Source organism: Phormidium sp. CCY1219, assembly GCF_035615515.1.
In the GTDB taxonomy this organism is placed as follows: domain Bacteria; phylum Cyanobacteriota; class Cyanobacteriia; order Cyanobacteriales; family Laspinemataceae; genus CCY1219.
In genome coordinates this window covers 21,539-36,110 of sequence record NZ_JAJENT010000230.1, presented here as the reverse complement: position 1 = coordinate 36,110, position 14,572 = coordinate 21,539, and the positions used below count along the sequence as shown (strand labels likewise).

12 protein-coding genes are annotated in these 14,572 nt (G+C 51.6%); 6 read left to right on the top strand and 6 right to left on the bottom strand.

Features of this window, described 5'->3' with window-relative positions:
* On the top strand, positions 1-483 hold a 483-nt coding region (locus tag LKK83_RS02360), incomplete at its 5' end, for a hypothetical protein (protein WP_324629184.1).
* Positions 484-502: 19 nt separating this feature from the next.
* Positions 503-2,482 carry a hypothetical protein gene (locus tag LKK83_RS02355; RefSeq protein WP_324629183.1) on the top strand — a complete coding sequence of 660 codons (1,980 nt, stop codon included), beginning with the start codon at positions 503-505 and terminating at the stop codon, positions 2,480-2,482.
* Between the two features lie 242 nt (positions 2,483-2,724).
* Here the strand turns inward: LKK83_RS02355 and LKK83_RS02350 are convergent, their stop codons facing one another.
* A complete protein-coding gene (locus LKK83_RS02350; protein WP_324629182.1) occupies positions 2,725-3,420 on the bottom strand; it encodes a response regulator in 696 nt (231 codons plus the stop codon).
* The gene (locus LKK83_RS02345) at positions 3,413-5,848 is read right to left on the bottom strand and encodes a PAS domain-containing protein (protein WP_324629181.1); all 2,436 of its coding nucleotides are present in this window, start codon (positions 5,846-5,848) and stop codon (positions 3,413-3,415) included. Before LKK83_RS02345 ends, LKK83_RS02350 begins: the two co-directional genes overlap by 8 nt.
* A 1,039-nt stretch (positions 5,849-6,887) precedes the next feature.
* On the opposite strand from LKK83_RS02345, the gene LKK83_RS02340 reads away from it, so the two are divergent.
* The 3 genes from LKK83_RS02340 (at position 6,888) to LKK83_RS02330 (ending at position 9,464) form a co-directional block, all read left to right on the top strand.
* Positions 6,888-7,586, top strand: coding sequence for a sugar transferase (locus LKK83_RS02340; protein WP_442957265.1), 699 nt, complete (start codon positions 6,888-6,890; stop codon positions 7,584-7,586).
* A 215-nt stretch (positions 7,587-7,801) separates the two neighbouring features.
* Positions 7,802-8,338 (top strand): CDP-diacylglycerol--glycerol-3-phosphate 3-phosphatidyltransferase, encoded by a 537-nt coding sequence (pgsA, locus tag LKK83_RS02335; RefSeq protein WP_324629180.1) that lies wholly within the window; start codon positions 7,802-7,804, stop codon positions 8,336-8,338.
* Between the two features lie 625 nt (positions 8,339-8,963).
* Positions 8,964-9,464 carry a DUF4168 domain-containing protein gene (locus LKK83_RS02330; protein ID WP_324629179.1) on the top strand — a complete coding sequence of 167 codons (501 nt, stop codon included), beginning with the start codon at positions 8,964-8,966 and terminating at the stop codon, positions 9,462-9,464.
* Positions 9,465-9,806: 342 nt separating this feature from the next.
* Here the strand turns inward: LKK83_RS02330 and LKK83_RS02325 are convergent, their stop codons facing one another.
* Together LKK83_RS02325 and surE are read right to left on the bottom strand one after the other, a co-directional pair.
* Positions 9,807-10,745 carry an NAD-dependent epimerase/dehydratase family protein gene (locus tag LKK83_RS02325; protein WP_324629178.1) on the bottom strand — a complete coding sequence of 313 codons (939 nt, stop codon included), beginning with the start codon at positions 10,743-10,745 and terminating at the stop codon, positions 9,807-9,809.
* Positions 10,746-10,809: 64 nt separating this feature from the next.
* A complete protein-coding gene (surE, locus tag LKK83_RS02320) occupies positions 10,810-11,490 on the bottom strand; it encodes a 5'/3'-nucleotidase SurE (protein WP_324629177.1) in 681 nt (226 codons plus the stop codon).
* A gap of 214 nt (positions 11,491-11,704) precedes the next feature.
* Here surE and LKK83_RS02315 point away from each other — a divergent pair, with 214 nt between their 5' ends.
* Positions 11,705-12,739, top strand: a complete 1,035-nt coding sequence (locus LKK83_RS02315) for a sodium:calcium antiporter (RefSeq protein WP_324629176.1) — start codon at positions 11,705-11,707, stop codon at positions 12,737-12,739.
* Between the two features lie 267 nt (positions 12,740-13,006).
* Here the strand turns inward: LKK83_RS02315 and LKK83_RS02310 are convergent, their stop codons facing one another.
* Both LKK83_RS02310 and LKK83_RS02305 read right to left on the bottom strand, forming a co-directional pair.
* Positions 13,007-13,615 (bottom strand): peptidoglycan-binding domain-containing protein, encoded by a 609-nt coding sequence (locus tag LKK83_RS02310; protein ID WP_324629175.1) that lies wholly within the window; start codon positions 13,613-13,615, stop codon positions 13,007-13,009.
* A 293-nt stretch (positions 13,616-13,908) separates the two neighbouring features.
* The gene (locus LKK83_RS02305; RefSeq protein WP_324629174.1) at positions 13,909-14,547 is read right to left on the bottom strand and encodes a TetR/AcrR family transcriptional regulator; all 639 of its coding nucleotides are present in this window, start codon (positions 14,545-14,547) and stop codon (positions 13,909-13,911) included.
* Positions 14,548-14,572: the final 25 nt, after the last annotated feature.

Here is a 14,572-nt window from a genome sequence, read left to right as displayed (position 1 = left end):
CCAGAGGATTTTTCGGATATCTCTTTCGCCGATGAGCTGGGGGAAGGGGAAACGCCAAAAGCGGTGGAGGAATTAGATTTGCCCGAGAATGGCGCGGATATGGCTTTCGCCGATGAGCCGGTGGAAGCGCAAACGCCGAAGGGTGCGGATACACAGACGCCTCCTTCGTTGGATGATATTTTTGCGTCATTGATGGAAAACAGCCCAGAGCCAATGGAAGCGCAGGAGCCAGAAGCGGAGAGTGTTTCCACGGTGGATGATTTTTTTGCCACCTTCGATGGGGAAGAACTCGCCGGTGAGGAAGGCAAGCTGGAGGAAGCGGAAAATGCGGATGAGGATCTGAGGAATTCGACTCTGGATGATTTTTTTGCTAGCCTGAGCGAACCGGAAGCCGCGATGTCAGGGGGAACGGATTCTCTGGAGGATTTGTTCGGATCGGATCCGTATGATTCCCAGGGGGAATCGGGGGAAAACGATCGGTAGCGCAAAAGATAGCAAGAAGATGCCAGAGTTAATGGGAAAATTGTCCGGGAGATCGGTGTTGGGATTCGAGCGGGTGAGGGATCCAGGAGACGGGAAGGCAAACCCGGGGGAGGATGAGTTGGGGTTAGAGCGTTCTTGCCGGCAAGGGGTGTGGTATTTGGGAATCGATATCGGGACCACGCGGGTGTCGGCGGCGTTGTTCGATCGCGTGACTTGTCAGCTTTATCCGATTTTCTGGAGCGATCGCGCACCAGGAGGGTATGAGGAGGGGAGTTTTGCCCTGTCGTCGGCGGTTTATCTGTCGGCGCAGGGGGTGTGGTTGCGCGGGTTTAAACCGTTGTTGTGCGGTGGGATTGCGGGCACGAAAGGGGTGGGCGATCGCGGCGGTGGCGAGGGGGGAGCTGATGCGGGTTCGGGAAGGGGAGAACACCCGCCGTTGGGGCGATCGCTGGTGCAGTGGTCTGAGGGTCAAACCTTACCTCTGAGTGCGGTGTTGCAAGGTCTACAGGCGCTTTTGGCTACCCTGACTCGTTCTGCGGTGGCGGGGGAAGGTTTGACGTTGGCCGAGTCTGGAGGGGTTGTAGTGGGTGCGGCGGGACTGGAACGGGAGACGTTTCGGGCGGCGATCGCCAATTTGCATGGGGCGATCGTCTCGCAACCGCAAAATTGGCCGGACAGTTATCGGTTTAATCTGCGCGAAGCGATCGTGGGGGCGAAGTTGGTGGCGGATCCGTCGCAAATTGTGTTTGCGGATAATGCGATCGCGGCTTGGTTGTCGGTGCAACCGGGGATCCCTGGCGAAGTCGCTACGATTCCCAGTGCGTTGTCAGCTCGGGTGCATCCCCACTCGGGTCGCGATCCGGGCCGTGAGGCGAGGTCTAGGCACGGGAGAGGTTGTGCAATGGCGATCGATGCGGGGGCGATGACCACCGAGGTGGCGCTTGTGAGGATGCCGGGGTCGCTGTCTGGGTTGCGATATGCGGATTTCAAGCAATGCAGTTTCCCCTATGCGGGGATTGCTCTGGATCAAGATATTATTTGTCAGTTGTTTTGGACTCGGCAAGTCCGAGGTGAGAAGGCGGGATTTTGGGGGTTGGGGTGCGATTTACCGTTACCCCGGGCGGGGAATCCGGATGTGGAGAGGCGATCGCGCTTGCAGCAACGGTTGTTAGATTCGCCGGAGGGCCGGGCGCTGCTGGAGGCGGCGGAGTGGGTAAAGTTGAGTTTGCAACAGCAGGATGAGGTGAGTTTGGAATTGGGGGGCGCTCGATGGGCGATCGCCCGTGGGGATTTGGACCGATGGGTGTTTGAGCCGTTTATTGGCTATTTGAACGAGCAATTGAATCAGTTGCTCTGCGAAACGGGAATCTCGGTGGTGGGGATTCAGCAGGTGATTTGTACCGGGGGAACGATGCGAGATAAGGCGACCCGGCGCTGGTTGCGCTACAAACTGCCCAATGCCCGGACGATATCGGATCCGGTTGCGGGGGACCCTAAAGCTGGAGTGAGTCGGGTGGCGTATGGGTTGGCAAGTTTACCCCTGAATCCGCAGGTTATCGATCTGCATCAGCAGCAATATGGGGATTATTTTTTGCTGGCAGAATTGTTGCAAATTCTGGGGGGGAGTTGGCGCTCTTTTGCGGAAATTCTTCAGTTACTCGAACGTCGCGGGATTCATACGCGATCGCAGCACCATCGGATTAAAGGGTTACTCGATGGTAATTTGCCTCCGGGGTTGACGGCTACCTTTTCTTCTTTACCCTTGCCAGATATGACGGCTTATCCCCTGGATTCCCAAGTGCCTTTATTTGATAAGCAACAGGCACATCGCTATCGTCTCAACCCGCTACAATCTCACCGCTTGCATCATTTTTTCACTCGCTTGACGCTTCGCACTCATCAAAGTTTAGAAGAACCTTTGCCGTTTCTGTTCGGCGTTTCTCAGTTGTCGCACTCTCCTGAGTTTTCTTTACCGGCGACTACGGTTACGGTGCGCTGAAAGTGCCGGATCTATCAAGAGGCTATCGATCCCCTGGGAATGTTCCTATTTTATCGGCGGATTCAATCCGGTGAATTGACTCGGGTAAAGAACCCCGGGCAATTTAGTAATTGCCCGGAGTAATAAGGAAAACCGGATTTGTCCATTCGTTGGCGATCGCTTGATGTTGGTGGGCTTCAAACCCGTGGGTTTGATTTACATTTCATGCCGAATTACTGTGAGTTATTGACAGCTTTTAATGACTAGGACTTCGATTGCGGATTGTCCTGCAGCAGATTGAAATGAGAGAGTAAGGCGACATTTTCTGGTGTGAGCAATTGCTGCAATTGCGCCATTTGATTGAGCAAGGACAACTCGCGACTGAATTCTTCTTGTAAGATTTGTAAATAGCGTTGGCTTCGCTTTTCCTTCGCGGTTTCCCGTTCTAACATCTTCAGGGCCATGTTAATATTGGATAAAGGCCGGCGAAATTCTTGGTCGATATTTTGGACCAAACGCTCTTTGGCGGCCATCACGGTTTGAATTTTGTGGAGTTCTTCAGATAGCACGCTCATCTGTTCGGTTATGCGGTTGTGCTTGTTCAGGCGCGCCGCGATCGCCCGCAACAACTCCTCCGCATCAAAAGGTTTGGTAATATAATCATCCGCCCCCAATTCAAATCCTTGGCGCATATCCGCTCTTTCTACTTTAGCCGTCAGGAAGATAAATGGAATCCCCACTGTAGCGGAATTCGCTTGCAACCGTCGCAATACTTCATATCCATCCACATCGGGCATCAGGATATCGCAAATAATTAGATTTGGCGGTTGTTCTACCGCTAAGTTCACGCCGACAACCCCATTTTCTGCCACGATCGCCTCAAATCCTTCCGCTTGTAGGATCCGCCTAATATTGAGACCCACAACCTTTTCGTCTTCTATTATTAAGATTTTAGTCATATTTGTCCCTATGGCCTTCCTTGTTGAGTGGAATCTTCACGATAAACGTCGTACCCACTCCCATTGTACTGGTCAAGCTGAGGGTACCTTGGTGTAATTCTAAGGATTTCTTAACAATTGCCAATCCTAAACCCGTTCCGGAAATGGTTCCTACATTTCTACCCCGGTGGAACGATTCAAATACGTGGGGCTGGTCTTCACTGGGAATCCCAATCCCTCGGTCTTTAATCTGAAAGATAGCGCAGCCATCTTGCTCTGTCAAGCTCACTTCCACCTCCTCGCCTTCGGGAGAATATTTCATCGCATTGGAGAGCAAATTGCCGATAATTTGTCGGAGCAGTTTTTCATCCATGCGGGCGGAAACCAAACGCCCTGTGGCGGCGCTATCGATTGTCAATTGGATAGTTTTTCCGCGCCCCGTAGCGGATTGGATCTCGGAGACGAAACGGCGACAAAACTCCCTTAAATTTAGAAGGGTGGGTTTAAATTGCAGTTGACCGGTTTCCACTTTTCCGAAACTCAACACATCTTCTAATAATTCGTTCATGTGTTTGACGGCGGATATAATTTGCCCGACAATTTCGAGTTGTTCGTCGCGATTCCATTCGTAGCGTTGGATTAGTTGCGCGGAAGAAAGAATGGTAGTCAAGGGAGTGCGAAACTCGTGAGAGGTCATGGACACCAAGCGACTTCGCAGTTCGACCAGTTCTCGTTCTTTTTCTAGGGCTTTGAAGACTTCTGCTTCCCCGCGCTTGCGATCGCTAATATCCAATAAAGATCCGATACATTCCAAGGGATTGCCCGCCTCATCGGTGACTAATTTTAAGTCATCGCGCACCCAGACATAGCTACCGTTGGCGTGGCGAAAGCGGTATTCTTGGGTCGATCGCCCGGTGTTCAACAACTGGGACATGTTGGCTAATGCGCGATCGGCGTCTTCTGGATGCAGGCGATCGAGCCAAAATTGCGGATCGGTTAAAAACGCTTGCGGTGTATAGCCGAGGGTTTCGCGCACGTTATCGCTAATAAAGGTACAGGAATAACAGCCGGTGGGTTCGCAGGTGTAAATGGTGGCGGGATTGGAAGCAATCAGATATTGGAACCGCTGTTGGGTTTCTCGTAAGGCATCCAGGGCTTGTTTGAGGTCGCCGATATCCATGCCCGATCCGATATATCCGGCAAATTCGCCGTTGTGGCTAAAGCGGGGAACGCCGGTTTCTAAAATCCAGCGATATTCCCCATCGGCACGTCGGAGGCGGTATTCTAGCTGAAATTGCGATCGCACCTGAAATGCCAAGGTGAAAGTCTGGGCAAACCGTTCTCTGTCTTCTGGATGAATATGCCCGTGCAAATCCTCACCTAGTTCCGGGTCTAACTGCCGTCCGGTAAAATTTAACCAGGATTGGTTAAAAAAACAATACCGTCCCTGGGTATCTGCCATCCACATCATCACCGGTGCGGTATCTGCCAACTGACGAAAGTATTGTTCGCTTTCTTTGACAACCGCTTCAGTTTGCTGGGTGGGGGCACTGTGCGGGGAACGTTCTGCGATCTCTGCCACGCCCCGGCGATCGCCGACCTCTCCCATGACGCTCAGCACGTATTCCACGGTGCGATCGCTGCTCCATTCTGGCAGGAAATGCGCTTCGTATCGCCTCACTTGTGTTCCTAGGGGCACCAACACTTCTCTCCACTGCGGTTGCCCGGTGGCAAATACCTGCCGCACCGCTGTTTCCCATTGGCGAACGAATTCGGCAGGCATTTCCAACTCGGTGGGGGTTTTCCCGATCGCCTGCTTGGTGGCGATCCCGAGTACCGCTTCTAGGGCTGGACTCACATAAATGTAACGCAGTTGGCGATCGCAGCAGGCGATAATATGGGCAGGGCGATCGTCCCTCAGTGGATCTACTGGTGCCTCGCTTTCCGGGGTTGCTTCCCCGGAGTTGCCATGTATGGGTTGCGGGTGCCTCTCCCACCGCACGGGTACCGCCCCATTACTTTCCGGTAGCGCCCCACGGGTGGGCTGGCATTCAGGGATCTCTCGCACCACAATCAGGACATAGGCGAGATTCCCCCCCGGATCCGCAACGGGAAACACTTGCACCCATACGGGAAAAGTCGTATCGTCCGCGCGACGGTGGCGGGATTCAAAATGAGCCTCCCCCACTTCGCACCCCTGTTGCAACTGGTGTAACCACTGCGCCCGATACTCGGCACAAACCCAGGCGAGCATCGGGAGGGCGCGCGCTCGAGCGATCGCGATTCCGTGAAGCTTGGCGAAGGTTGAGTTGACTTGATAGGTAATCTGCCCATCGCAACTACATAGAGCCATTCCCCAGTCCAACCCCTCGAACCCTTGTCGATTCGAGATTGGATCGACACCGAAAGTTTGTCCTTCCCCAATGAAACGGGGGTCTTTGCGCCGCATAGTCCACCTCTGTTGGGATCCGAAGCGATCGCGCCTCGGTTTACCACTGTTCCACTGTCCTTTTAAACTCCTTGCACTTTCTTAACCGACTTTTCGCTCTCCCGAGCGTCTTTGCTGCCTATTAAGCTATGCATCTTAGCTTGTTTTTTTCTTGACTTGCAACTTGCTAGTTTAACGATTGGTTATGCCCTCAAGAAAGCCCCGGCGGAGTTTATCATTTTAAATTACATCTTTTGAAAACCTCAAGATTCCTTCTAGGTAGCATTTTCATGAATTTTGATAGTTGCATTTATTTCGCTATAATTTGGATTATACCCCAGCATTGTTCCGATATTTGATAAAGAAACGGTTAAAATTCATGCCGTCTATCAGTTATCTTTGGGTTAATTCCGGCTTAACTGTAGTAAAAGATACAAGTGGACGGAGAGAACGGATCCGGAGGAAGCCAGCCTCACTGTGGTAAGCGATGAGTTTGGTTTCGAGAGGGCTTCCCCGCCCAAAAAACTTTCCGGCGATCGCCGCCCTTTTCCTCGCACCCGCCAACGGCTGACCGAGGGGTGAAAACCCCTCTATGATTGATTAATTTCCGGAGGTGGGATAATTTAACTTAATCAATTGACCCCACAAGTTCGTGCAGCAGAATTGAAAACTTTTGATTGTAGCAGATAAAATAGGAAGAAAGCAAACAACATCCGCGAACCTGGCAATGGAGAAAGAGGATAGACTAAAAGTAATTCTGGGGGGTAGAAATCAGTCCTATATAGGAGAAAACCCACCCGTCAAAGCCATTGAGGTGGCGATCGCGCTCCAAGCCAAACCGGGAGCGGCGCACAGGGGAAATGGGGATCGCGCTACTGTTACCCTGACTTCCGAAGGATCCCGGAGTGGCACAGACAAATCAACATCAAAACTTTACAAAACGGGGGCTGAATTCAAAGATTTGGCAAATTCACGGCGGGAGGCGTGTTCACTTCAGGGTTAGTTATGTATAGTGAGGCCAAGACAGGAAGTGTTGCCATATCAAAGTCGAGTACCAGCCGTGATTAGTATTTCTAGACTCTCTGCTCCCATTTCTATTGCTCAATCCGTTATCGAATCCAGGAAATCTCAACAGTCCTGGCGGGAGGAAGTCCATCCTTCCGTGAACAGTAAAGCCAAACGCGCGATGGACATTGTAGGCGCACTCGTGGGGTTGACCATCGCGGGGATCGTTGGCATTCCCCTGGCGATCGCCATGCTCATCGACGATCCCGGGCCGCTATTATATAGTCAAATCCGTTGCGGTTACAAAGGACGTCACTTTCGGATGTGGAAATTCCGGTCGATGGTGGTGAATGCGGATAAATTGCAGCATTTGGTGAACAACGAAGTGCAAGGCCATCTGTTTAAAAACGAGAACGACCCTCGCATCACGCGGGTGGGGCGTTTTCTGCGCCGCACCAGTCTCGATGAATTCCCGCAATTCTGGAACGTTTTAAAAGGAGAAATGAGTTTGGTGGGAACTCGTCCCCCCACCCCGGGAGAAGTGGCAGAATATCAACCCCGTCACTTGGCCCGCTTAAACGTGAAACCGGGATTGACCGGGGAGTGGCAAACCAGTGGTCGATCGAGCATCAAAGATTTCGAACAGGTGGTCAAACTGGATCTCGACTACCAACACAAATGGTCGATCGCCTACGATTTGTTGCTAATTGTCAAGACCTTTGCCGCGATCGCCAATCAGAAAGGAGCCTACTGAGGCGATCGGCTTGGGAAATTCTAAACCGAATCGATTCGAGAACCGAGGGGAAACATCTGCAATCCACCCCTCGGTTTTGTTCGTATTTACCCCGTCGCCAATCCCGAGTCAAATCCGTGCGGATGTGGTAGGGTTGGGATAATCCCACTGCCAGCCCACGCGGTCGGTGGATTTTTGCCACATCCCGTTTGGGGAGAGAAGTTAGCTGAGAACCTATGACGCTCTCGACTTGGATTACGTTTTCCCGTTTGCTGGGAGTTCCTTTTTTGCTTTACGCCCTGCAAGATCCCACCCCGACCCTGCGATGGAGTGCGTTGGGGGTTTTTCTGGTGGCGGCGCTTACCGACTGGTTGGATGGATATTTAGCCCGCAAGCTCGATCAAGTGACCGAGTTAGGCAAGTTTCTCGATCCGTTGGTGGATAAGTTGCTGGTATTTGCCCCCTTCCTGTGTCTGGTGGAATTGGGACAGTTACCCGCTTGGGGGGTATTTTTAATTTTATTTCGGGAATTGGCGATCGCCGGGTGGCGCGTCAACCCAGCACTCACCGGCACCAGTAGCATTTCCGGTGCTAATATTTGGGGAAAGCTCAAAACGGTGAGTCAGATTATCGCGATCGCCCTATCGATCGCTCCTCTTTCCGACCCCTGGCCTTTTATCGCCGCGATCGCCTTTTGGGTGGCGGTGGCCTTGACTTTGATTTCCGGTGGGATCTATATTTGGCCTCAGCAACCTGCTGGAGAAAATGCCTAATTTCCTGGGAAATCAACCGGGATCTAGGGTCAATATCTCCCGACAACAGTTTGCATCTCCTAAGGGGAATGGTTTATGCAAACATAACCCCTGTTCCTGTTTGCATAACGATGGGGAGAATCTATCTTCAGAGGGAGTGGCGCGATCGCTGCCTTCGTTACCCTGGATATTGCGCAAGGGAGGATTTCCCCTTTTCCGGAGCGCGCGTCGAAGGATTTTCCCAAATTGCGCGATCGCCTGGTTATCTTGCTTTCGGCTTGACATTTCCCAAACAAAAAGATTAGGCTGGAGTAGATTACCGAGTTCAAAAAGCGCGCGCGATCGTAGATCTTTTGTAATTTGGGCATCCGGTTTGCTTTGCACAGGATTGGTTCGCTCGGGTGATGCCCCACGCCAACCGACCACCAAATAAAGCACTTAATGCCTGGGAGGCAATTGAGAAAGGCTTGCACTACAGCAGCAGAGGCGATCGCCGTGCAGGGAAAACCGCGTTCTCGGCCCGTGTTTCTCGTTGCGCGCCCTCGCACGAGAATCGCACCAATCCACTTAACCCACCAACGGGTTCTCGCTTTGCTTAGCCGTTGATTTTCCGGCAAAGCATTATGTCATTATGGAGGAATTTTAAATGCTCAAGCAACTTATCACCGCCAGTTCCATCCTGGCACTGTTGCTTGTAGGTAATTTACCTGCTGCTCACGCTGGGACGCAACAGAGTGTGCCCCAGAATTCTCAGCAAATTCTCGCTCAAGCCAATAATGTCAGCTCATCGGAGTTGCAACAATTCGCCAGCGTTTATAAAAAGCTAGTCACACTCGAACAGCAATTTCAAGCGCAAATCGTACAAGTCATTCAAAGCGAAGGTTTTACTCGCGAGCGCTTTGTGGAAATTTACGAAGCGCAAACCAATCCGCAAGCTCAACCGGGATCCGAAATTTCTCAATCGGAAATGGAGAGTTTTCAGCAAGTCGTGGCGCAAGCGCAAGCAATTCGCCAAGAAACCCAGGTCAGACAACAAGAAGCTGTGGCGGAAAGCGGTTTAGATGCCAATCGGTTTCAGGAAATTCTCGCGGCTATCAAAAACAGCCCAGAACTCCAGCAAGAAGTTGAAGCATTAATTCAACAATAGTGCCATAAACTTGCCTTAAGACAGTTAGGCAATAATAATAAGAACCTGAATCAATGGAGGTGTCTTCAACGCACCTCTGTTTTTTTAGCAAGAAAAAGCCCCTAGGTCAGGGTAGGGCTTTTGTCCGCACAAAGCGACTCCTACACGGGCTATTTTTTATTAACAATCTTCTTTTGCCGGATATAATATAGGCGTTCAAACATCAATAATACCGAGTAACTTAGGGACACGGCAATGCCGTGTCCTGACTGTTGTAGATATCCGAAGAATCGCCGATAAAATGGGCGTCTGAGTTAAGGAAACGCACTCAATCTGCCCGTGGTGCATTCCGCGCGCTTCGGTTTAACCCATTGCCTTTAAGATTTCATCATCGAGGGAAAAATCTACCTCAGCTTTATCCGCACCGGTGGCGAGATAATCGTTTTGAAAAGAATCTTTCAACCCGGAAATCAAGTCAAATTGCGGCATCCAATTCAGCTCGCTTTTGGCTTTTTGCACGTCGGCGAAGAAATGCTGCACCCGGAGGGGAAATGCCTTGCGCTTGCCGAAATCGAATTGTTTGGGGTCATAATGCACCAATTTCACTGCATCGGGGGATTTGCCCGCCGCTGCGGCGCAGGCGCGCGCTAATCCGTCGAAGGTGACATAGCGATCGCCGGATACATTATAAATCTCTGCGATGGCCTTTTCATTCCCGAGAACCGCCGCCATTGCATTGGCTAAATCGTAACAATGACCCAATTGCGTAATGTGCAGTCCGTTTCCGGGAATGGGAATGGGGCGATCGCGCGTGATGCGGTCAAAAAACCACGCTTCTAGGGGATTGTAATTTTGCGGTCCGTAAATATAGGTAGGACGAATTGCCGTAAATGGCAATCCGGCGTCGGCGAGATAGTTTTCCGTGTGGTTTTTCCCTTTATGACGACTTTTCGGGTCAATTTCGTCACCTTCGCGATGGGGCAAGCGATCGGATTTGAGATAAACCCCTGCCGAACTCATGTATATAAAATGCTTGACTTTGCCTTTAAATAAATCCGCCAGGGGTTGTGTGTCGCTCAATTCTCGACCGTTGTTGTCAAAAATGGCGTCAAAACTTTCATTAGAAAGCTTATCTGTAAGTACCTGGGCATCTTTGCGATCGCCGTGAATCTGCTGTAGGTCTGCCACCGGTGCGGGTTTGTTGCCGCGATTAAACAGCACAACTTCGTGCCCTTGTTCCACGAGAATTTTAGTTAGATAAACCCCGATAAATCGGGTGCCGCCCATCATTAAAATTCGCATCTCGTTTACCCCTTGTTGTGGTCAAGGGATATTGTACCGGAAAAGGGTTTCCCCTCGCCCCTCCTTACAGATGCAGTTGGGTCACGGCGATGTTGCCGGAAAAGCAAACCTCCACATCGGTACCCGGGGCGCGATCGCGCATTCCATAGACTCCTTCATAATAATAATACTCCCCTTCGATGCGATATTTCACCGGCAAGGGTTGGGTAGAAGGTTGGCAAAACACCACTTCCGGTTCCGGGTCATTCGCTTCGACAAAGGGCAAATTGACGTTCCAGAAGCTACCTTTTTCCGGGGGGCGATCGAGCAGTTGCGTCAGCACCTTGCGGGCAATTTTCGTGGTGCGATCCCAATCAACCAAGCGTCCTGCTTTGCGATATTGGGAAATCGCGATTCCGGGGACGCCGTGAATGGCCCCTTCGCGAACCGCCGCCACGGTACCGGAGATATAGACATCCACCCCCATATTGCCGCCATAATTAATCCCGGATACGATCCAACTGGCATCGGGAGAGAGATTCGCTAAGGCGATGCGCGTACAATCTGCTGGGGTGCCCCCAATGGCATAGGCGCTGTCGGACCGGCGATCGACATGGATGGGGCGATCGGTAATCACTTTATGCCCGCATCCGGATAATCCCTGTTGTGGCGCAACGGTAATGCTTCGATGACCGTTGAGGGCGTTTTTCAGGGCCAGAATGCCTGGGGCATCGATTCCGTCGTCGTTGGTTAGAATGAAGGTCATGGATGTTTGAGTGAGTTATCACAGGGTTGGGAACCACAACCGTTATTGTCCAATACAATGGCATCTCTACAACGTCTCTGGAAGAAATTGGGTTGAATCGCGCCCGGTTCTGGTATGGTTCGAGGAGTTGCGATCGCCATCCTAACCCGGTTTTCCTCGTACCGCTTTGGGTGAATTGTCGCACCGCCAAACCCTCTTGCTATCGATATTTTCTATGCAATTAACCTTTTGGATCTTAGTTTTAATTTTGGCCGTTTCTGCGGCACATTGGGGGTCGGATAAAATTGCCGAACCCCTGCAAAAACTGCGATCGCAGTGGGGACTAACGGAAGCGGCAGGTGCGGCATTTGTGGCCTTGGCAACCGCCAGTCCGGAGGTGGGCATTAACACCACCAGCGCCCTGCGCGGACTCTCGGATATCGGATTGGGCAATTTGCTCGGATCGAATATTATCTCGGTTCCGGCAATGGTGACGGTGGCCTATATTGCCTGTCGAACTCGGGGCAATTCTTCCCCGTCTGCACCGGATTTGGCCGAGAATACTTCGGGGGAAAATGCGGATTTGCCACGGGGCGATCGCCCCTGTAACGTGCTGCGAGTGAAACCGGAGGCGCTGACGGTGCAAGCTTTACCTTACTTGGCCGTTATCGCCTTGGCAACTCTGCTGACGGTGCCTAAACCCTGGCGAGGATTGCAACCAATCGATGGTTGGATTATGCTGGTTGTCTATTTCGTTTATTTAGGTCAAGCTATCTTTCGTCAGCGTAGCGAATCCCAATCGGTGCAGTGGACGACTCGGGAAATTCTCATCGCTATCATGGGCATTTTAGCCCTGATTTTTGGCGCTTATTTTACCGTGACCGCCACGGAACAAATTGTGTCGATTTTAAAGATTTCCGAACTGCTTGGCGGCTTATTTATTACCTCTACCATGAGCATCGCGCCGGAAGTTTTTGCTACCTGGAGTGTGGCGCGCAGCGGTCAAGTTACCGCCGCTACTACGAATGTGATTGCTGACAATACGGTAACGATGACCTTGGCGTTTTTCCCTTTGGCATTGGTGACGCTTACGATTCAAGATTTTGAGTTGTTTGCGGTGAATTTAACTTTTGTGGCACTTTTGGCGGGGGCTTATGCCGCTTTTATTCGCTGGGAAACTCGCGAAAGCGGGTTTAATTTGTGGGAAGTTTTGGCGTTGAATGGGATTTATTTGATTTATTTAGGGGTGATGATTTTTAAGGTGTTGTAGGGTTATTGGTTATTGGTCATTGGTTATTGGTCATTGGTGGTTGGTCATTGGTGGTTGGGGGGTAGGCAATGTTCAAATTGCTGGGGGTGGCGGAGGGAACTGACGGGGGTTTGCCGCGAGGTAAAAAAATTCTCGATTGGGGTTGACAAATGGACAACTTTGTGGTAAGGAAACTCGATCGCCTGGGAACGGGGGCGATCGCAGGAGGAAACCCCCGCCTCCCCTGATAAGGCGGGGACAATACAGGGTCAGGGTGAAGTTGCCCGATTACAACCCTGTATAATTGCGGAGTGCGGTATGAGTTTTCAAGCCCACCACACCATCTGCTTTCAGACCGTAATCTGCTTGGAATTGCTTGAGTGCAGCTTTTGTTTGGGCGTCAAATGTCCCATCGATTTTTTTATAGTTCAAGTATCCCAAGGAGCTTAATTGGCGCTGCACTCTGACCACGGTGCCCCCATCGTTACCCAGTTTGACCGTGGGTTGGGTGGAGGGTTTGGGGGTTTGGGGATACTTTTGATTGAGGGCGGCTAGAGTTTGGGGTCCGACGATGCCATCGGGGGTGAGTCCGTTTTCCTTTTGGAAGTGCTTCACCGCTTGTTTGGTGATGTCGCCATAGTAACCGGAGATATCGGTTTGAAAATAGCCCAGTTCTTGCAAGCGATATTGAATTTGGTTGACCTCTTTGCCACTTTCGCCTTGGCGCAAGAGGGCTAATGCGGGAGAGGACATGCCGAGGAAAGAGGCGGTGAGGCCCAGGGGGATGAGGGCCATGAGCGATCGCCACCCTCTTTTTGGGGCTTTGACCCGCATTTGTGGCAGTTCCAACTTGTGGTTATAAGCTTCAGCGAGATGGATAAACGCGAGAGAATCCATTGCATTTACTCCTGTGGGTACATCGAGGGGCTACCCGCGCGCGTGGGAGTGCGGATGGCGTTGCGAAAGGTAGCAACGCGAAATCTCGCCTTGAATCTGAGGGATGGAGCCTCAGACTCAGCCAGTGCTCCTGGCGCATGGCGGTTCAGCCCATTTATGACAAATTTTAAGGGCGATCGCTTCAATTGTGACGCTTTTGTGGAAAAAATCTCGGAAGTTTTCCGGTGAGCCAATTGTCAATTGTAAATTGGTGACGGTTTGGGGACCAAGAGGAGCGATCGCGGAATCGACCCTTATTTTCCCAGATAAGGCTGCAAATAAGCCAGCAGCAGTTTTTTTAATTCCCCGGCGACTTGTTGCTGAAATTGGGCGTCTCGCGTCAGGGAGAGTCGGCGGAGATTGCGCGCCACCTCCACCACCACTAATGCCATTAATTCAGTTTGGTCCCGAGACAGATGCGGCGCTTTTCGCCGATAGAACTCTGCGAGTTCCTCCGCCACTTGCGAACACAGATCCGCATCCATCGCTTGCACGGAAGCGGAGGCGGCTAAGGATTCGACAAAAACGGCACGATATCCCGGATTAGCGCGAATAAAGGCTTCAAATTCTCTCATTATCCGGTCGATATAGTCTGATAAGGGCAAATCAAGCACTTCTGGGCTGTGATGCACCTGGGAAAAGGTCTCGTGCATTTGCTCGATGTAGCGCTCAGCTAGGGCTTTGAGCAGGGCTTCCTTATCCGGGAAAAAGCGATAGAGGGATCCGATGGAAGTTTGGGCGCGGGCGGCGATCGCATTGGTGCTGGCGGCTTCATACCCCACCTGTGCAAATAACCCCTCCGCCGCCGCCAATATTTTATTCACCCGTTTAATCGCGCGAGCTTGTTGCGGCTTACGCCTCATCACCTCTGGGTTTAGAGCATCTTCGTGCATTTTTTTTCTCTGTGACTTGACAAAC

Coding starts and splice junctions, on each gene's coding strand:
- LKK83_RS02330 (WP_324629179.1), top strand. CDS start 8,964: ATGCTCAAGCAACTTATCACCGCCAGTTCCATCCTGGCACTGTTGCTT.
- LKK83_RS02355 (WP_324629183.1), top strand. CDS start 503: ATGCCAGAGTTAATGGGAAAATTGTCCGGGAGATCGGTGTTGGGATTC.
- LKK83_RS02310 (WP_324629175.1), bottom strand. CDS start 13,615: ATGGATTCTCTCGCGTTTATCCATCTCGCTGAAGCTTATAACCACAAG.
- LKK83_RS02325 (WP_324629178.1), bottom strand. CDS start 10,745: ATGCGAATTTTAATGATGGGCGGCACCCGATTTATCGGGGTTTATCTA.
- pgsA (WP_324629180.1), top strand. CDS start 7,802: ATGACGCTCTCGACTTGGATTACGTTTTCCCGTTTGCTGGGAGTTCCT.
- LKK83_RS02305 (WP_324629174.1), bottom strand. CDS start 14,547: ATGCACGAAGATGCTCTAAACCCAGAGGTGATGAGGCGTAAGCCGCAA.
- LKK83_RS02345 (WP_324629181.1), bottom strand. CDS start 5,848: ATGCGGCGCAAAGACCCCCGTTTCATTGGGGAAGGACAAACTTTCGGT.
- LKK83_RS02315 (WP_324629176.1), top strand. CDS start 11,705: ATGCAATTAACCTTTTGGATCTTAGTTTTAATTTTGGCCGTTTCTGCG.
- surE (WP_324629177.1), bottom strand. CDS start 11,490: ATGACCTTCATTCTAACCAACGACGACGGAATCGATGCCCCAGGCATT.
- LKK83_RS02350 (WP_324629182.1), bottom strand. CDS start 3,420: ATGACTAAAATCTTAATAATAGAAGACGAAAAGGTTGTGGGTCTCAAT.